This window comes from Lentzea sp. NPDC036949, assembly GCF_055608075.1.
In genome coordinates, this window is record NZ_JBVJRA010000012.1 from 101,378 (window position 1) to 118,815 (window position 17,438).

Consider the following 17,438-nt stretch of genomic DNA (forward strand, 5'->3'; position numbering starts at 1 on the left):
GGCGGTCAACTACGCTCGGGCCTGACGTCGCACCGTAACCCGGCCGCACAGCGGAGGTCATCCTGTTCAGCATCACCGTCCGCGATCACGTGATGATCGCCCACAGCTTCCGCGGCGAGGTCTTCGGTCCGGCACAACGTCTGCACGGAGCAACGTTCCTGGTGGACGCAACGTTCAAACGGGCTGAGCTCGACGCCGACAACATCGTCGTCGACATCGGACTCGCCACCCAGGAGCTGGGCAAGGTCCTGGCCGCGTTCAACTACCGCAACCTCGACGAAGAACCGCAGTTCGCGGGCATCAACACGTCGACGGAGTGGCTCGCGAAGCACATCGCCGACCAGCTCGCCGACGCCATCGCGGCGGGGGCGCTCGGTGAGGGCGCTCACGGCATCGATGGGATCACCGTCACACTCCACGAGTCGCACGTGGCGTGGGCGAGCTACGAACGTGCACTTCGTACTGCCGGCTGACGTCGCCGATCCGGGCAGTCCCAGCGGCGGCAACGTCTACGACCTCCGGGTCGGCGACGGCCTGCACAAGATTGCCGTCGCTGGTGACTGGCCGCGTCCGCGTGACAGCGGAGCGCTTGAGCAAGCGCTTGCGGGCGTTCCGGACGGGGAGGTGGTCCTCCTCGACGGACTGGTGAGCTGCGGTGTGCCCGAAGTGGTCGTGCCGCACGCACGGCGGCTGCGGCTCGCCGTGCTCGTGCACCTGCCGTTGGCCGATGAGACCGGTCTCGACCCGATGACCGCGCACGACCTGAACGAGCGGGAACGACAGGTTCTGCGCGCCGCCGCAGCTGTCATCGCGACCAGTCCGACGGCGGCGCGTGACATCAAGACCAGGCATGGGCTGGAGCACGTCCACGTCGTCGTCCCGGGCACGGACCCGGCGCCGCCGGCCACCGGCACGGACGGCAAGGCGAACCTGCTCTGCGTCGCGTCGATCACACCGCGCAAGGGCCAGGACGTCCTGGTCAGAGCGTTGCAGAGGACGGACCACGACTGGCGGCTGACGTGCGTGGGCCCGCATCGCCCGTTCCTGCACCAGATCCCGCGCGACGACCGCGTCAGCTTCCCCGGACCGCTCACCGGCGAGGCACTGACCAGCGCCTACGTCAACGCCGACCTGTTCGTGCTGGCGAGCAGGAACGAGACCTGGGGCATGGTCGTCACCGAGGCCCTCGCGCACGGCCTGCCGGTCATCGCGAGCGCCGTCCCGGACGCGCTCGGCACCGGCGGGCTGCTCCTCCCGCCGGGAGACGAAAACGCCTTCGCAGCTGCACTGACGCGCTGGTTCGAAGATCACCGGTTCCGCGCGGAGCTCCGGCGCAGGGCGCGGTCCAGAAGGGCTCATCTGTCCACTTGGGATGAATCTGCGCAGGGCCTGCGGAGGGTGCTGGCTAGTCTGCGGCCATGACCTTCGCGCCGGAATGGCTGGCACTGCGGGAAACCGCCGACGCACGCGCACGTTCGACGGAGCTCGTGGACGTGTTCCGCGGAACTCGGGTGAACCGAACCCCGCTGACGATCCGTGACCTGGGGTGTGGAACGGGATCGATGGGCCGGTGGCTCGCAGGGAAGCTCAGCGGCGTGCAGCAGCACTGGGTGCTGCACGACCGCGACCCCCGGCTGCTCGGCCTTGCGCGGGCGAGCATGAACGCCGTCGAGAACGTCACCGCCGAGACGCGGGAGGGCGACCTCACCGCGCTCACCGCCGCCGACCTCGCGGGTGCCGACCTGGTCACCTGCTCCGCGCTGCTCGACCTGCTCACCGCCGCCGAGGTGAACGCTCTGGCCGCGGCCTGCGTAGGAGCACATGTGCCCGCCCTGTTCACGCTCTCGGTGGCCGGCCGGGTCGAGTTCGACCCGGCCGAGCCGCTCGACGCCGCCTTCCAGGACGCGTTCAACGCGCACCAGCGGCGGGTGGTGGACGGGCGCGCGCTGCTCGGGCCGGACGCACCGGCCGCCGCGCAGGAGGCGTTCGCGGCGCTCGGGGCGGTGGTGCGGACGGCGCAGAGCCCGTGGCGCACGCGTGGTGACGCCCTGCAGCGGGAATGGCTCAGGGGCTGGGTCGCTGCGGCGGTCGAGCAGGAACCCGCACTCGCCCCGGCCGCGTCCGAGTACCTGCGCCGCAGGTCGGAGGCCTCCGCGGTGGTCCACCACGTCGACCTGCTGGCCCTACCTGGAGCTGTGTGATGAAACGTTTCTGGCCGTGGCTCCGCCTGCTGGTGGCGGTGGCGATCCTCGTGGGGCTGGGCCTGCGCCTGGGCACCGGGGCGTTCCTCGACGGGCTGCGCGCGATCGACGCGTTCTCCGTCGCCGCAGCCCTCGCGATCGGGTTCGCGACGACGCTGCTCAGCGCGGGTCGCTGGGTGCTCGTCGCGCGCCGCCTCGGCCTGCCGCTGACCGTGCGGACCGCGGTCGGCGACTACTACCGCGCTCAGCTCGTCAACGCCGTGCTGCCCGCGGGCGTTCTCGGCGACGTGCACCGCGCGGTGCACCACGGGCGCGAGTCCGGTGACGTGGGACGGGGCGTGCGCGCCGTGTTCTTCGAACGGTTCGCTGGCCAGTTCGTGCTGATCGGGATCGGGGTCGCGGTGTTCCTCACCCACCCCGCCCCCGGCCTCGGCTTCGCACCGGACGTGACCACGGTCGCCGTCGTGCTCACCGGCCTGGCCGCGCTCGCCGTCCTCGGCTGGCACGTCGGACCGGTCAAGAGGGTGCTGGTCGACACGCTCGCGGACGGCATCCGGCTGCTGTCGCTCAAGACCTGGCCCGCGGTCGTCGTGCTCTCCGCCGGAGCGGTCGCCGGGTACGTCGCGCTGTTCCTCGTCGCCGCTCGCGCCGCCGGGTCGGACGCCACGGTCACGCAGCTCGCGCCGGTCGTGGTCGTCGCGCTGCTGGTGATGGCGATCCCGGTCAACATCGGCGGGTTCGGCCCGCGCGAGGCGTTCCTCGCGGTGGCGTTCGGCGCCGCCGGGCTGGGCGCCCAGCAGGGGTTCACCACCGGCATCGTCTACGGCGTGCTCGCCCTCGTCGCGAGCCTGCCCGGCGCGGTCGTCCTGCTCACCTCACGGCGCAAGGCCGTCGGCCAGGTCGAGGTGGTGCCGGAACGACTCGACCAGCCCCGCGAGCACCAGCTCGCCCTTGCGCGCTGAGGCCAGTGACGGCCGCCCGACGACACCGGAGGACGTGTACGGCCTCAGGCCCAGGGTGAGCATGTGCCGCCGGTCCTCCGCGAGGTGGTCGGCGGACTCGAAGCCGGGACGGACCAGATCGGGGTGGGCGTGCAACAGGATCGAGGTCTCCAGCTCACCCGCGTGCATGTCGCTGTACGCCGAGGTCTCGATGCCCGCCTTCTCCCGCGCGAACGCCCAGTCGTCGCGGCCGGGGAACAGCGCCATCCCGGTCGACTCCTGCACCACGTTCGACAGCACGTAGTTGCCGCCGTGCGCGTTCACCAGCACGAGGTGCTCCACCCCGTTGCGCCGCAACGAGTCCGCGATGTCCGTGACCAGTGACACCAGCGTGCGCGCGGAGATGCTGACGGTCCCCGGCCAGTCGGCGTGCTCCTGTGAGCAGGAGAACTGGACCGGCGCGAGCAGCCGGACGTCGTACGCCTCGGCGATCCTCGACGCGATCGTCCAGGCGATCACCGCGTCCGTGGCCAGCGGCAGGAACGGGCCGTGCTGCTCGGTGCTGCCGACCGGGAGCACGGCCACGCGCTGCCCGCGGACGTCGGCGGTGGTGTCACTGGGGAACATGGCCCCGACCGTAGTCAATCCGGTGGCACAGCGCAGGAATCTCCCCGGCGGCCAGTTTCGGCATGACCTCGGGCAGCTCCTCGAACGCGCTGGAACCCGTGATCAGCGCGTCGAACCGCTCGTCGGCGAGCAGGTCCAGGGCGAGCGCCATGCGCTCGGCGTACGACCGGTCGGGCCGGCCGACCACGCCGACCTGGCTGCTGCGGATCGTGAGCCGCTTCGAGTGGAAGAACTCGCCCAGCGGCACGGCGACGCGCCGGTCGCCGTACCAGCTCAGCTCGATCACCCGGCCCTCCGGCGCCAGCAGGTTCAACGCCGTGGTGAGCCCGGCTTCCGTCGCGCTCGCGTGGAAGACGAGGTCACAGCCGTCGAGAGCGGCGTCCGGCAGCGCGAACCCGACCCCGAGCCGCCGGGCGACCGACTCGCGGCCGGGGTCGGCGTCGACGAGCTCGACCCGCGCGCCGGGGAACGTCGCGAGCACCGCCGCGATGCTCGACCCGACCATGCCACCGCCGACCACCGCGATCCGGTCGCCGATCAACGGGCGTGCGTCCCACACGGCGTTCACGGCCGTCTCCACGGTCCCCGCGAGCACCGCGCGAGCGGCGGGAACGCCGTCCGGCACCGGGGTGACCGCGGATTCCGGGACCACGTAACGGGTCTGGTGTGGATAGAGGCAGAACACCGTCCGCCCGCGCAGGTCCGCCGGTCCGTGTTCGACGACGCCCACGTTGAGGTACCCGTACTTGACCGGCCACGGGAAGTCACCGTCCTGGAAGGGGGCCCGCATCGTGGCGTACTGGTTCTCCGGCACCCCGCCGCGGTGCACGAGCGTCTCCGTGCCCCGGCTGACCCCCGAGAACAGCGTGCGCACCTCGACCTCACCCGGACCCGGTCCGGCCAGCTCGACCGGCCGAACCTCCCCTTTTCCGGACTCATTGAGCCAAAAGGCATCCGCCGTACGTGTCACTCACAACACCTCCGCCGCGCTAGGGGCCACTGATGACCACACTCCAGCACACCCGCACCTCCGCCGCTGTCACGCGGGGGCCCCGCGTTCCCCTCAGGGGCACGCGGGAGTCCTACGTTCCCCTGAGGGGCACGCGGGAGTCCCGCGTTCCCCTCGAACCGGGGGTGTGGGCGGGGGTGCAGGTGGCGTTGCTGGTGGTCGTGGCGGCGGCGGTCGGGCTCGGGCCGCTCGGGTGGGCCGCAGGGTTGGCCTACGGGTTCGCCACCTGGGCGTTCCTCGGCTATGGCGTGCAGCGGCACCGCATCGCCTCCCTCGGGCCCGCTGACCGGGTCACGCTGGCGCGCGGCCTGCTGGTCGGCGCGGTCACGGCGCTGGTCGCCGACCGCGCGGGGCAGGATGTGCCGGTCACATTGGTCGTGGCGCTGGCGGTGGTCGCGTTGTCGCTGGACTGGGTGGACGGCCAGGTCGCGCGCCGCACGGGCACGTCGACCGCGCTGGGCGCCCGGTTCGACATGGAGGTCGACGCGTTCCTGATCCTGGTGCTGAGCGCGTACGTGGCCGTCCACACGGGTCCGTGGGTGCTCGCGATCGGGCTCATGCGGTACGCGTTCGTCGCCGCGTCGTGGAAGTTCCGTTGGCTCAACGCGCCACTTCCGGCCAGCTACGCGCGCAAGGTCGTGGCGGCGGTGCAGGGCATCGTCCTCGTCGTGGCGGCGTCGGGGCTGCTGCCGTTCGCGGGCGTGCTCGTCGGTCTCGCGCTGGTGTCGCTGGTGTGGTCGTTCGGTCGCGATGTGCTCTGGCTGTGGCACAACGGCGCTGCCGTGGTGGGAGAATCCCGCCATGTCTGAGCAGACCTCCACCGCGGCGAAGGTCGGCAACGTCGTCGTCTGGATCTTGCAGATCGCGCTCGCCGTGCAGTTCTTCCTGAACGGCTACTCGCTGTTCACCGACCAGTTCGTCGCGAAGTTCGACGACATCGGCCTCGGCCAGTGGTTCCGGTACTTCACCGGCGTGCTGGAGATCGCCACCGCGGTCGGTCTGCTGGTCCCGCGCATCTGCGGCCTCGCGGCGCTCGCGCTGGCGGGCATCATGGCCGGCGCCGCGCTGACCGAGGTGTTCCTCGTGACCAACGGCGGCCTCGACGACGCGAAGATGCCGCTCCTGTTCATGGTGTGGGCGCTGGTGATCGCGGTCTACCGCCGCGAGCAGGTCCTCGGCGCGCTCAGCCTCGCGAAGAAGAAGTGACCTTCGGGAAGTAGCGCAGCACGGCGACGTCCCCGACCTTCTCGACGTCCTCCAGGTGGAACCGGCGGGCCGGTCCACCGGGGAACTCGGCGGGGTTCACGAAACGCGGGGCCGTCGCCTGCCCGATCAGCATCGGCGCGACGGCCACCCTGACCTCGTCGGCCAGCCCGGCGCTCAGGAACGCCGTGTGGATGCTCGTGCCGCCCTCGACCATCAGCTTCCGCACACCGCGTTCGCCGAGGTCGTCCAGGATCTCGGGGAGTTCGCTGAAGGTCTTCGTCTCCGCCAGGTGGCCGACCGTGGTGACCGGGGCCTGCGAGTACACCAGGCGCTCCCCGCCGCAGTGCCAGAAGCGCAGCCCGGGGTCCAGCCGGCCGCTCCTGGTCACGGTCACCCGCAACGGGAACTCCGGCTTTCCCCCGGCAACCCTGCGCGCGCGCCGCTCCTCGCTGTAGACGAGCAGTCGCGCGTTGTCGCGCCGCAACGTCTCGGCCCCGACCAGGACCGCGTCCGACTCCGCGCGCATCCGGTCGACGTGGTCGAAGTCCTCGGCGTTGGAAAGCGGGAAGCGCTCGGTGCCGCGGTCGTCGATGTGGCCGTCGAGGCTGACGGCCACGCTGAGCAGAACGTGCGGGCGGGTCACGCATCCGATGCTAGTGCAGTTGAACCGGTCCGGGGTCGCGCCGCGTTTAACCCAGGAGCAGGGAAAGGGGAAACTCGGTGCGGACGGTGTTGCGGCGGACGGCCACGGTGCTGGCGGGGCTGTTCGTGTTGTTCGTGCTCATCGCACCGAGCGACCTGGAGAGGTTCACGGTCGAGGCGTTCCTGCGGGTGCCGCTCGAAGGTCTCGTCGGCGTGCTGCTGCTCGTGCTGCTGCCGGACCGGTTCCGCCGGCCCGCCGCGCTCGTCCTCGGTGTGACGCTGGGGCTCTTCACCGTCGTGAAGGTCATGGACATCGGGTTCGACGCGGTGCTGTACCGGCCGTTCGACCTCGTGCTCGACTGGCCGCTGCTGGTGCCCGCGGTCGACTTCGTGGACGTGACGTTCGGCCGCTTCGCCTCGGTGCTGGCCGTGGCGCTCGCGGTCGCGCTGGTCGCCGGGATCGTGGTGCTGGCCGCGGTGTCCGTGCAGCGCCTGGGATCGGTGGCCGCCGGACGGCGCCCGGTCGTCGTCCGGGTCGTCGCGCTCGCCGTCGTGGGGTGCGTTTCCCTTGCGGTGCCGGGAGTCCCGGTCTACTCCGACGCGGCGGCGACCTCGGTGGCCGACCACGCGCGGCGCTTCCAGGCGGGGCTGCGCGACCAGGACGTGTTCGCGAGGGAGGCCGCGGTCGACGCGTTCCGCGGCCGCCAGGGACTGCTGTCGGCGTTGCAGGGCAAGGACGTCGTGTTCACCTTCGTGGAGAGCTACGGCAGGTCGGCGCTGGACCTGCCCGACGTGGCCGCGAAGCTCGCCGACGGCGGCGCGCGGCTGAACGCCCGCGGGTACACCGCGAAGTCGGCCTACCTGACCTCGCCGACCGCGGGCGGCGGCAGCTGGATGGCGCAGGCGACGCTGCTGTCCGGGCTGTGGATCGACAACCAGCAGCGCTACCGCAACCTCGTGGCGAGCGACCGGCTCACGCTGCCGCGCGCGTTCCGCGAGGCGTCGTGGCACTCGGCCGGCGTCGTGCCGGGCATCACGCAGGCGTGGCCGGAGGGCGGCTTCTTCCACTACGACGAGGTCTACGCGGCGCAGGACCTCGGCTACACCGGCCCGCGCTTCGGGTACGCGACCACACCGGACCAGTTCACGCTGGAGTCGTTCCAGCGCAACGTCCGCGGGAAGCGGCAGGGCCCGGTGATGGCCGCGATCCCGCTGGTGTCCTCGCACGCACCCTGGTCGCCCACACCGGACCTCGTCGACTGGGACCGCCTCGGCGACGGCGCCGTCTACGCCGGCATGCCCGCCTCGGACGACCCGCCCGAGTCGATCTTCGGCCGAGACCCGGCCGCGGTGCGCGCCGACTACGCGCACTCGGTGTCGTACTCGCTGGAGTCGGTCGTGTCCTACCTGGAGCGCTACGGCGATGACGACCTGGTGTTCGTGTTCCTCGGCGACCACCAGCCCGCGCAGGTGGTGACCGGTGAGGGCGCCTCGAAGGACGTGCCGGTCACGGTCGTCGCCAGGGACCCGGCCGTGCTGGAGCGGGTCGGGGAGTGGGGGTGGGACGACGGGCTCCGTCCGGGCGCGACGGCACCGGTGTCGCGGATGAGCGACTTCCGCGACCAGTTCCTCTCGACGTTCTCCCCGCCGGAGGCGTAGCCGGGGTGCGCCCGAACTCAAGCTCCTCCGGGCCGCGGCGCCGACCGCGAGCCCGGACCGTCGTCCCCCGGACCGTCGTGCTCAGCCCATCGTCTTCTGGCCGTCGATGGTCTCGCGGATGATGTCCGCGTGGCCGGCGTGCTGCGCGGTCTCGGCGACGATGTGCACCAGCACCCGCCGCGCCGACCGGGTCGCGCCCTCGGGGAACCACGGCGCCGTGGGCAGCGCGTGCGTCAGGTCGAGGTCGACCGTCTCGACGAGCCGGTCGGTGTAGGCCGCGACCTCCTGGTAGCGGGCCAGGACGCCCTCCAGCGTCTCGCCCGGCGCCATCCGGAAGTTCGCGGCGTGGTTCTCGTAGTCCGTCGACTCGTGGTCGACCTCCATGGCCGACGTGCCGTGCTCGATGAACCGGACCCAGCTCTCCTCGACCGTCGCGACGTGCTTGATCAGGCCGCCGATGCACAGCGCGCTGGCCGTCGGGCTGGACGCCGCCTGCTCGTCGGTGAGGCCCTGCGCGGTGAACGTCAGGAACCAGCGGTGCTGCCGCAGGCTCTCGAGCAGGTCCGCGCGCTCGCCGGTGAGGATCTCGGTGGTGGTCATCGCCTGTGTCCTTCGCTCGTTTGTCCGACACGAAGGACTCTATGACCACTTGAGGTCAGCTTGTGTCCTAGACGAACGCCGCTCAAGCGGAACTTGAGCGGCGTTCGAGCGACAGGGCGGTGACGTGGTCGTCACCGTCGGTGGTTCACCGGTTCAGGTAACCGTCGTCCGGGCGATCGACCCGGCCGCCGCCCTCCTCGGTCTCCTCGACGTGCATGGCGGTCTCCTCGGGCGCGGTGACGTGGCCGCCCTCGCCCGCCGCGACCGCGACCGCGTCCGGCTCGTCGTCGACGGGCTCGCCACCGCCCTCGGGCGTCGTGAACTGCTGGGGTTCGGTCATGCCCTGGTGGTTTCCGGTGATCGGGGCCCGCAAACTCATCGGCAGTGCAGCCGCACGGCCGTGTCCCGGCCGCCGCCGCGCAGCGTGGCGAGGTTCGCGCCGGTCAGCCCGAGCACGGCCTGGGCGGTCGCACGGGTCGCCGTCGCCGGGGTGAAACCGGTCGCGTCGAACGCGATCGCGCCCCGGTCCGCGACCGGTGCCGAGCAGCCGACCTGCAGCGACCGCAGGTACGCGCGGGCCTTCGCCGCGCTCTGACCGGACAGCACCTGGGCGGCGAGGCCCGTGCTGTTGGCGTTGGAACCGGACTGGGCGCTCGGGAACCCGCCGTCGGCCTGCTGCCGGCCCCGCAGCCACGTCAGGGCGCTGCCGGTGGGCCTGCCGGTCGAGCGCAGGGCCTGGACGACGATCGCGGTCGCGTCCACGTCGCTGACGCACGGCGAGGTCTCGAACGCCACCGGGAACCCGCCGTCGGGGCACTGGCTCGCCGCGAGGTACCCGGCGGCCTTGCCGTCCTTCAGCGCGATGACCCCGTACGACTGCGTGAACGCGTTGGAGAAGTCGCCGAACTGCGACCGGTCGGTGTAGCGGCCGGAGGGCGCCTGCAAGGCCGTGAGCCCGGCGAGCAGGTCACGCCCGGCGAACGCCCGCGGGTCCTTGCCCTTCACCCGTGCGGCGACGGCGAGCTTGGCGTGCGCACCGGCGTACGCCTCGCCGTCCGTGCCGAGGTAGGCGCCGGCGATCTCGGGCTTCGCGAGCCACGCGATGGCCCGGTCGGCGTGGCCGTCGGCCGAGCGGGCGGCCGAGAACGCGAGCACCGCGTCGATCGTCAGGCCCTGGTCCGGGTACTTCACGCCACCGAAGTCGGTCTCCAGCCGCTCGCCGTCCACCAGTTGCGCGGCCAGCCACCCCGCGGCGGCGTCGACGCGGTGGGCGGTGCCGGCGTGGGCCGGGACGGCGGTGACGAGCGAGACGCCGACGACGGCGGCGACGATGAGTTTCTGCACGCTCCGACACTCTCATCCCGCTGCGCCCCACCGGCGGGTTTTGCGAGACTCGTCGCATGATCGCCGACGACCTGCGCCACTACCTCCAGCAGACCCGCGACTCCGTGGTGTCCTCTTTGGACGGACTGGCCGAGTACGACGTGCGCCGCCCGCTCGTGCCCAGCGGCACCAACCTGCTCGGCCTCGTCAAGCACCTGGCCGGCATCGAGCTCGGCTACCTCGGCGACTGCGTGGGCAGGCCCGCTCCGGTCGTGCTGCCGTGGGTCGAGGACGGTTCGATCTGGGAGGGCGCCGACATGTGGGCGAAACCGGACGAGAGCCGCGAGTACCTGCTCGACCTCTACCGCACGGCCTGGCGCCACACCGACGAGGCGATCGCCGTGCTGCCGCTGGACGCACCCGCCTCCGTGCCGTGGTGGGCCGAGCACAAGCGGCAGACCACGTTCGGGCACCTGCTGGTCCGCGTGGTCTCGGAGACGGCCCACCACGCCGGGCACTGCGACGTCGTGCGCGAGCTGGTCGACGGCCGCACCGGCGCCGGCAACCCGCCGGAGTACTTCGCCCTGGTGGAGCGCATGGCGGCGCAGACGCGCTGACGGCCACCCTTGCCGAAAGTTAAGGTGCACCGGTTCCGAACGCCAGAGGTGCGCGGGCGCCGGGCTTCGTAGGTTCGACCGGGTGACTTGGCTGACTGTGGGCACCGACGCGGTGCTCGGTGTGTTCGCTCTGATGTTCGCGTTCCTGTGGTTCCGCTTCCGGTTGCGGGCCGTCCTGGCCGGAGCGGGGGTGGTGCTGGCCTACGCGGTCAGCGAGGTGGTCAAGCTGCTGGTGCGCGAGGACCGGCCGTGCCGGACCAGGCCGTCGCTCGCGGAGTGCCCCGAGGTGGGCGACTGGTCGTTCCCCAGCAACCACTCGGTGATCGCGGGTGCGGCGGCGATGGCGATCTGGGCCATGCACCGCGCGCTGGGCTGGATCGCGGCGGTGTGCGCGCTGGCAGCGGCGGCGTCGCGGGTGGTCGTGGGAGTCCACTACGTGCACGACGTGCTGGCCGGGCTGACCCTCGGTGCGCTGGTGTCGTGGGGGATCGCGGTGCTGCTGACCAGGGTGCTGCCGAAGCGGCGGGCACTGCCCGACGACGCGCCGACCGTGGTGATGAGCCGGCTGGGATGATGGGCCCCGTGTGGCTGAGGCTGGTCCTGTGGGTGTGCGCGGCGCTGCCGGTGGTCGCGGCGGGCGTGACCACCAGGGCAGGGCGCCTCGCCGGGTGGGAGGTCCTGCTCTACCTCGCGGTGCTCGCGGCGGCGTTCGCCGCGGTGCGCCGCAGACCCGCTGTCGCGCTGGGCTCGGCGCTCAGCGCGTGGCTGGTCTGCTACCTCGTGCGCGTCGAGCTCGACAGCGCCACCGGTGTCCTCGCGCTGGCCCCCGCGCTCGCGGCCACCAGCTTCTTCGCCGGCCGGTACGCGCGTGACCCGAGGGTCGGCGCGATCACGCTGACCGTCGCGGAGGTCATCGGTGTGGTCGTGGCGCTGGTCGACCGCGGTGGCTCCGACACCGCCCTCGCCGTCACGTCCGGCATCGGCGTCCTGGGCGTGGTGCCGTGGGCGTTCGGGCGGTTCCGCCGCCGGTACGCCGAGCTGCAGGAGGTCGGCTGGGAGCACGCCGCGTTGCTGGAACGCGACGCCGAGAACGCACGTAACGCCGAACGCGCGCGCCTGGCCGGTGAGATGCACGACCTCGTGGGCCACGAACTGGCCAGAGCCGCACTGCTCGTCGGTGCGCTGGAGCTGGAACCGGCGCTCTCACAACAACAACGCGAGGCCGCCAGGACCGCGCGGGCCAGCGTCACCGCCGCCGCGGAACGCCTCGCGGACGTCATGCAGGTGCTGCGCGCCGACGCGGACGAACCGGTCACGTCGGTCGAGGAGGTCGTCAGCCGCTCCGGCCTGCGGGTGGCGCTCGTCAACGACCGCACCGAGCCGCTGGACGGGATCATCGCGCGGACCGTGCACCGCGTCGTCGCCGAGGCGCTGACGAACGTGATCAAGCACGCCCCCGGCGCCGACGTCAGCGTGCGCCTCACCGCGAACCTGGAGCTGCGCGTCACGAACGGTCCCGCGCCGCGGACGCAGGCCGTCGGCAGCGGCAAGGGCCTGGTGGGCCTCGCCGAACGGGTCGCGCTCGTCGGCGGCTGGTTCGAGGCGGGCCCGTCGGACGACGGCGGGTTCGAGGTCAGGGCGAAGCTCCCGGAACGCCCGCGCGCCCGCACCACGCCCACGCACGTGCGCCGCGAAGGCACGGAGGAGGAGATCCGCCGGACCGCCCGCCGAACCGTGCTGATCACGTCGGTGGTGTGCGCGGGCATCGCGATCGGCGTGCCGGGCTACATGGTGTTCGACGCGGCGACGTCCGTGCTCACCCCGCAGCAGTTCGACCGCGCCCAGCCGGGGCAGCGCGAGGACGACCTGGACCTGCCGCTGCGCACCCGCGTCGACAACCCGCTCGGCGTCACCGCACCGCCGGGCACCGACTGCCGCTACTACAGCACGCACCCCAACCCGTTCGACGGCGACCGCCACGACCTGCACCAGCTGTGCTTCCGGGATGATCGGCTCGTGTCCAAGCTGTGGCTCGCGAGGAGGAGCGGTTGATCAGGGTCGTGCTCGCGGACGACGAGCCGGTGGTCAGGTTCGGCGTGAAGGCCGTGCTCGCGACCGCGGGGGACGTCGAGGTGGTCGCGGAGGCGGAGAACGGCAGCCAGGCGATCGACCTCGTGGCCCGCCACCGGCCGGACGTGGCCGTGCTCGACATCCGCATGCCGGTGTTCGACGGGCTGGACGCGGCGAAGGTGGTCCGCGAGTGCCACCCCGGCACGAAGACGCTGGTGCTGACCACGTTCGCCGACGACGCGTACATCAGCAGGGCGCTGGGGGAGGGCGCGGCCGGGTTCGTGCTCAAGACCGGTGACCCGCAGGAGATCATCGCCGGTGTGCGGGCGGTCGCGAGCGGGGGCGCGTACCTGTCGCCGCTGGTGGCCAAGCGGGTCGTCGACCGCCTCTCCCGCGCGCACCCGCGACCCCTGGCGCAGCAGCGCATCGAGGTCCTCACCGCCCGCGAACGCGAGGTGCTCGGCCTGCTCGGTGCCGGCCTGTCCAACGCCGAGATCGCGTCCCGCCTGCACGTCGTGGAGGGCACCGTGAAGGTCTACGTCAGCACGATCTTCCGGCAGCTGGGCGTCCGCAACCGCGTGCAGGCCGCGATCATCGCCCACGAGTCCGGCATCATCCCTGCCTGACCGGCGTCTGCAAGTACCACCAACTCGCAGTTGGTGGTACTTGCAGACGCCGGAAAAGGTCAGGTGCGGGCGCCGATGCCGGAGATGGCGCGGACTTCCATCTCCGCGGCCAGTGCCGCGTTCTCCGGCTCCCGCTTCGAGAAGATCGTCGCCAGGAACCCGCACAGGAACGAGAACGGGATCGACACCAGGCCGGGGTTGCCGAGCGGGAACCACGCGAAGTCGACGTCCGGGAAGATCGACGTCTTCGCACCGGACATCACCGGCGAGAAGATGATGAGCACCAGGCACGACCCGAGGCCGCCGTAGATGCTCCACAGCGTGCCGGTGGTGTTGAAGCGCCGCCAGAAGATCGTGTAGAGGATCGTCGACAGGTTCGCCGACGCCGCCAGCGCCAGTGCCAGCGACACCAGGAACGCCACGTTCTGGCCGTTCGCCGCGATGCCGCCGATGATCGACAGCACGCCGACCACCACGGCGGTGAGGCGGGCGACCTTGATCTCGCGCCGCGGTTCCACGTTGCCGCGCTTGATGACGTTGGCGTACACGTCGTGCGCGAACGAGGCCGACGCCGCGAGGGTCAGACCGGCGACCACCGCGAGGATCGTCGCGAACGCCACGGCCGACACGATGCCGAGCAGCACCGCGCCACCGATCTCGAACGCGAGCAGCGGCGCCGCCGAGTTCTCACCGCCCGGTGCCGCGGCGATCTTGTCGGTGCCCACCAGTGCCATCGCGCCGAAGCCGATCACCAGCGTGCACAGGTAGAAGATGACCATCGTCCAGGTCGCCCACACCACGGAACGGCGCGCCTCGGCGGCGTTCGGCACGGTGTAGAAGCGCATCAGCACGTGCGGCAGCGACGCGATGCCGAGCACCAGCGACAGCGCCAGTGACACGAAGTCCAGTTTGGACATCGCGCTGAAGCCGTACTTGGCGCCGGGGTCGAGCACCGCCGCCCCGAGCTCGTTGTGCTCGGTGGCCTGCTCCATGATCGCGGACAGGCTGAAGCCGAACTTGCCGAGCAGGAAGACGCTCATCAGCGTCACGCAGAGCAGCAGCAGGACGGCTTTGATGATCTGCACCCACGTCGTGCCCTTCATGCCGCCGACCAGCACGTAGAGCACCATGACCATGCCGACGACCGCGATCAGCAGCGCCTGGCCCCACTTCGAGGACACGTTGAGCAGCAACGCGATCAGGCCGCCCGCGCCCGCCATCTGCGCGATCATGTAGAAGAACGAGATCACCAGCGTCGCGTTCGCCGCCGCCGCGCGGACCGGGCGCTGCCGCATCCGGAACGCCAGCACGTCGCCGACGGTGAAGCGGCCGGTGTTGCGCAGGCCCTCCGCGATCAGCAGCAGGCCGACGAGCCACGCGACGACCCAGCCGACGGAGTACAGGAAGCCGTCGTAGCCGTGCGCCGCGATGCCGCCGGAGATGCCGAGGAACGACGCGGCGGACAGGAAGTCGCCCGACAGCGCCACGCCGTTCTGCGCGCCGGTGAACGAGCTGCCCGCGGCGTAGTAGTCCGACGCCGTCACGTTGCGGCTGCTGAAGCGGTAGACGATGTAGAGGGTGATCAGGACGAACACCGCGAAGACGCTGAGGTTCAGCACCGGGTTGCCGGTGGTGGGCATGCCTTACTCCTCGACGCCGGTCTTCTCGGCGAGCAGCCTGCGCTGCGGGTCCAGCCTCCGTTTGGCGTAACGCGCGTAGGAGAGCGTGATGACGATGGACACGACGAACTGGCCGAGACCCAGCAGGATCCCGAGGTTGATCACTCCGATGACCTTCGTGCTGACGAAGTCCTTCGCATACGCGGACAGCAGCACGAACGTCAGGTACGAAGCCAGGAACAAAGCGGTCATCGGGAAGATGAACGTCGTGAGCCGGCGGCGCAGGGTCCGGAATTCATCGCTCTGTTGAATCAGCGCGAAGTTCGGTTTGCCGTTCGAATCGACGTACGACAAGGCCTCGGGGTCGTCGAACGACGCGAAACCCCTGATTTCCGGTTGTCCGTGCTGTGTTTCGCCAGGCGACCACATCGCCTTGGTCATCTGCTCCCGCCCCTCCTGCGTGCGGGCACACTCTAGCGCCCGCACGTGTCCAGTCAACGCCGCTGGGAGCTGCGCGAGTACCGGGAACAGGACAAAATCGGACAGGTCCATTCGTCTCAAATGGTTGTCCAGCAGGGATCTTCTGGTTCGGCAGCACCGGAGCTGCGAGATGCGCAACATCACCGCGACTGGTTCGGACCGTTGTCGCACGTGTGCGGCTGGCCTAGGATCGTCCGGTCCGCGTTTTCGTGACGGTTGGGGATAAAGTGGGGTTCTTAGCGCGCGAACGCACGATCGCGCCTCCCGGTTGGAACCGCTGGCTCGTTCCGCCCGCGGCTCTCGCGATTCACCTCTCCATTGGCCAGGCCTACGCCTGGAGCGTCTTCAAGACGCCGCTGGAGAAATCGCTGGGCATCACCGGGACGCAGAGCGCCCTGCCCTTCCAGCTCGGCATCGTGATGCTGGGCCTGTCGGCCGCGGTGCTCGGCACGACCGTGGAGCGCCGCGGACCGCGCTGGGCGATGTTCATGTCGCTGGTGTGCTTCTGCTCCGGCCTGCTGATCTCGGCCGCCGGCGTGTGGGCCGGCCAGTACTGGGTCGTCGTGGCCGGCTACGGCCTCGTGGGCGGCATCGGCCTCGGCATCGGGTACATCTCGCCGGTCTCGACGCTGATCAAGTGGTTCCCCGACCGGCCGGGCATGGCGACCGGCATCGCGATCATGGGCTTCGGCGGTGGAGCGCTGATCGCCTCCCCGTGGTCGACCTCCATGCTCACCGCGTTCGGCAACACCTCGACCTCGGGCATCGGCAAGGCCTTCCTGGTCCACGGCATCGCCTACGCGGTCTTCATGACCGTCGGCGTGCTGCTGATCCGCCTGCCCTCCAAGGAGTTCGAGGCGGCGAAGGCCGAGCTGGCGAAGGATCGGCCGAAGGCGGTCGTCCCCCACAACGTCTCGGCGAACAACGCGATCAAGACGCCGCAGTTCTGGCTGCTCTGGGTCGTGCTGTGCTTCAACGTCACCGCGGGCATCGGCATCCTGGAGAAGGCCGCGCCCATGCTGGTCGACTTCTTCAAGGAGTCGTCCACGCCGGTCGCCACGGCGGCCGCCACCGGTTTCGTCGCACTGCTCAGCGCCGCGAACATGGCCGGCCGGATCGTCTGGTCGTCCACCTCGGACCTGGTGGGGCGCAAGAACATCTACCGCCTCTACCTGGGCGTCGGCGCGCTGCTGTACCTGCTGCTGCTGACCATGGGCTCGACCAGCGTCCCGCTGTTCGTGATCGGCGCGATGGTGATCCTGTCGTTCTACGGCGCGGGCTTCGCGACCGTCCCCGCCTACCTGCGCGACCTCTTCGGCACCTACCAGGTCGGCGCGATCCACGGCCGCCTGCTCACCGCGTGGTCGGTGGCAGGCGTGCTCGGGCCGCTGATCGTCAACGCCATCGCGGACGCGGGCAAGAAGGCCGGCCACACCGGACCGGACTTGTACGCGACGTCGTTCTACATCATGATCGGCCTGCTGGTCGTCGGTTTCGTCGCGAACGAGCTGATCCGCCCGGTCGACCCGAGGTTCCACGAGCCGAAGGCCGCGGCCGCGGCCACCGGGGACGCGGCAGGTGACCAGACCACCGTGGCCAGGTGGAACGAGGCCGAGGCTGCGGACACCGCCGCCGAGAAGGCCGAAGACGCGGACAAGTCGGAAGGCGTGGTGCAGAAGTGAGCGCGGAAGTGAACTCTGCCCAAGGGGAGAAGTCGCAGCTGCTGTTGCTGGTCGGCGCGTGGCTGTGGGTGGGCATCCCACTCGCCTACGGGCTGTACCGCCTCTTCCTGAACGCGGCGAAGCTCTTCGTCTGAGC

The 17,438-nt window shown here is 71.0% G+C and carries 20 protein-coding genes and 1 pseudogene; 13 read left to right on the forward strand and 8 right to left on the reverse strand.

The window, feature by feature from the left end; translation table 11 throughout:
• The first annotated feature begins 62 nt into the window (after positions 1-62).
• The 4 genes from ACZ7CD_RS29870 to ACZ7CD_RS29885 are packed head-to-tail and all read left to right on the forward strand — an operon-like array spanning position 63 to position 3,163.
• Positions 63-473 (forward strand): 6-pyruvoyl trahydropterin synthase family protein, encoded by a 411-nt coding sequence (locus ACZ7CD_RS29870; protein ID WP_360398258.1) that lies wholly within the window; start codon positions 63-65, stop codon positions 471-473.
• Positions 451-1,422 (forward strand): glycosyltransferase family 4 protein, encoded by a 972-nt coding sequence (locus ACZ7CD_RS29875; protein WP_470380193.1) that lies wholly within the window; start codon positions 451-453, stop codon positions 1,420-1,422. The genes ACZ7CD_RS29870 and ACZ7CD_RS29875 overlap by 23 nt, the downstream gene beginning before the upstream one ends.
• Positions 1,419-2,201: a class I SAM-dependent methyltransferase gene (locus ACZ7CD_RS29880; protein ID WP_470380194.1), complete on the forward strand. Its 783-nt coding sequence runs from the start codon at positions 1,419-1,421 to the stop codon at positions 2,199-2,201. Before ACZ7CD_RS29875 ends, ACZ7CD_RS29880 begins: the two co-directional genes overlap by 4 nt.
• A complete protein-coding gene (locus ACZ7CD_RS29885; RefSeq protein WP_470375551.1) occupies positions 2,201-3,163 on the forward strand; it encodes a lysylphosphatidylglycerol synthase transmembrane domain-containing protein in 963 nt (320 codons plus the stop codon). Before ACZ7CD_RS29880 ends, ACZ7CD_RS29885 begins: the two co-directional genes overlap by 1 nt.
• Here the strand turns inward: ACZ7CD_RS29885 and ACZ7CD_RS29890 are convergent.
• Positions 3,077-3,769: a creatininase family protein gene (locus tag ACZ7CD_RS29890; RefSeq protein WP_470380195.1), complete on the reverse strand. Its 693-nt coding sequence runs from the start codon at positions 3,767-3,769 to the stop codon at positions 3,077-3,079. The two genes, ACZ7CD_RS29885 and ACZ7CD_RS29890, sit on opposite strands and share 87 nt — an antisense overlap.
• Positions 3,756-4,739, reverse strand: a complete 984-nt coding sequence (locus tag ACZ7CD_RS29895) for a zinc-dependent alcohol dehydrogenase (protein ID WP_360398012.1) — start codon at positions 4,737-4,739, stop codon at positions 3,756-3,758. Before ACZ7CD_RS29895 ends, ACZ7CD_RS29890 begins: the two co-directional genes overlap by 14 nt.
• Before the next feature lie 32 nt (positions 4,740-4,771).
• Here ACZ7CD_RS29895 and ACZ7CD_RS29900 point away from each other — a divergent pair, with 32 nt between their 5' ends.
• Both ACZ7CD_RS29900 and ACZ7CD_RS29905 read left to right on the forward strand, forming a co-directional pair.
• Positions 4,772-5,587 (forward strand): CDP-alcohol phosphatidyltransferase family protein, encoded by an 816-nt coding sequence (locus ACZ7CD_RS29900; RefSeq protein ID WP_470380196.1) that lies wholly within the window; start codon positions 4,772-4,774, stop codon positions 5,585-5,587.
• The gene (locus tag ACZ7CD_RS29905; protein ID WP_360398014.1) at positions 5,580-5,984 is read left to right on the forward strand and encodes a DoxX family protein; all 405 of its coding nucleotides are present in this window, start codon (positions 5,580-5,582) and stop codon (positions 5,982-5,984) included. The genes ACZ7CD_RS29900 and ACZ7CD_RS29905 overlap by 8 nt, the downstream gene beginning before the upstream one ends.
• On the opposite strand, the gene ACZ7CD_RS29910 is transcribed toward ACZ7CD_RS29905, so the two are convergent.
• The gene (locus tag ACZ7CD_RS29910) at positions 5,962-6,627 is read right to left on the reverse strand and encodes a RibD family protein (RefSeq protein ID WP_470371369.1); all 666 of its coding nucleotides are present in this window, start codon (positions 6,625-6,627) and stop codon (positions 5,962-5,964) included. The genes ACZ7CD_RS29905 and ACZ7CD_RS29910 overlap by 23 nt on opposite strands.
• 77 nt (positions 6,628-6,704) lie before the next feature.
• Between ACZ7CD_RS29910 and ACZ7CD_RS29915 the strand changes: the two genes are divergently transcribed.
• Positions 6,705-8,285 (forward strand): sulfatase-like hydrolase/transferase, encoded by a 1,581-nt coding sequence (locus tag ACZ7CD_RS29915; RefSeq protein WP_470380197.1) that lies wholly within the window; start codon positions 6,705-6,707, stop codon positions 8,283-8,285.
• A gap of 81 nt (positions 8,286-8,366) precedes the next feature.
• Here the strand turns inward: ACZ7CD_RS29915 and ACZ7CD_RS29920 are convergent, their stop codons facing one another.
• The 3 genes from ACZ7CD_RS29920 to ACZ7CD_RS29930 form a co-directional block, all read right to left on the reverse strand.
• Positions 8,367-8,885, reverse strand: a complete 519-nt coding sequence (locus ACZ7CD_RS29920; RefSeq protein WP_360398020.1) for a DinB family protein — start codon at positions 8,883-8,885, stop codon at positions 8,367-8,369.
• A 145-nt stretch (positions 8,886-9,030) separates the two neighbouring features.
• A complete protein-coding gene (locus ACZ7CD_RS29925) occupies positions 9,031-9,225 on the reverse strand; it encodes a hypothetical protein (RefSeq protein ID WP_458434166.1) in 195 nt (64 codons plus the stop codon).
• Between the two features lie 35 nt (positions 9,226-9,260).
• Positions 9,261-10,229, reverse strand: coding sequence for a peptidase (locus ACZ7CD_RS29930; RefSeq protein WP_470371367.1), 969 nt, complete (start codon positions 10,227-10,229; stop codon positions 9,261-9,263).
• Between the two features lie 56 nt (positions 10,230-10,285).
• Here ACZ7CD_RS29930 and ACZ7CD_RS29935 point away from each other — a divergent pair, with 56 nt between their 5' ends.
• The 4 genes from ACZ7CD_RS29935 (at position 10,286) to ACZ7CD_RS29950 (ending at position 13,521) form a co-directional block, all read left to right on the forward strand.
• A complete protein-coding gene (locus ACZ7CD_RS29935) occupies positions 10,286-10,825 on the forward strand; it encodes a DinB family protein (protein WP_470380198.1) in 540 nt (179 codons plus the stop codon).
• A gap of 82 nt (positions 10,826-10,907) precedes the next feature.
• Complete coding sequence (locus ACZ7CD_RS29940; RefSeq protein ID WP_470380199.1) at positions 10,908-11,399, forward strand: phosphatase PAP2 family protein; 492 nt, start codon at positions 10,908-10,910, stop codon at positions 11,397-11,399.
• Positions 11,400-11,407: 8 nt separating this feature from the next.
• A complete protein-coding gene (locus ACZ7CD_RS29945; RefSeq protein ID WP_470380200.1) occupies positions 11,408-12,877 on the forward strand; it encodes a sensor histidine kinase in 1,470 nt (489 codons plus the stop codon).
• Positions 12,874-13,521, forward strand: coding sequence for a response regulator transcription factor (locus tag ACZ7CD_RS29950; protein WP_360398031.1), 648 nt, complete (start codon positions 12,874-12,876; stop codon positions 13,519-13,521). Before ACZ7CD_RS29945 ends, ACZ7CD_RS29950 begins: the two co-directional genes overlap by 4 nt.
• A gap of 59 nt (positions 13,522-13,580) precedes the next feature.
• On the opposite strand, the gene ACZ7CD_RS29955 is transcribed toward ACZ7CD_RS29950, so the two are convergent.
• Both ACZ7CD_RS29955 and ACZ7CD_RS29960 read right to left on the reverse strand, forming a co-directional pair.
• Positions 13,581-15,161, reverse strand: a complete 1,581-nt coding sequence (locus ACZ7CD_RS29955) for a solute symporter family protein (RefSeq protein ID WP_360398033.1) — start codon at positions 15,159-15,161, stop codon at positions 13,581-13,583.
• 3 nt (positions 15,162-15,164) lie between these two features.
• A complete protein-coding gene (locus tag ACZ7CD_RS29960) occupies positions 15,165-15,692 on the reverse strand; it encodes a DUF485 domain-containing protein (RefSeq protein WP_360398035.1) in 528 nt (175 codons plus the stop codon).
• A gap of 155 nt (positions 15,693-15,847) precedes the next feature.
• On the opposite strand from ACZ7CD_RS29960, the pseudogene ACZ7CD_RS29965 reads away from it, so the two are divergent.
• A pseudogene (locus tag ACZ7CD_RS29965) lies at positions 15,848-17,182 on the forward strand (OFA family MFS transporter); the annotation flags it as partial.
• A gap of 116 nt (positions 17,183-17,298) precedes the next feature.
• Entirely contained in the window at positions 17,299-17,436 is a 138-nt protein-coding gene (locus ACZ7CD_RS29970) for an MFS transporter small subunit (RefSeq protein WP_360398039.1), read from the forward strand.
• The last annotated feature ends 2 nt before the right edge of the window (positions 17,437-17,438 follow it).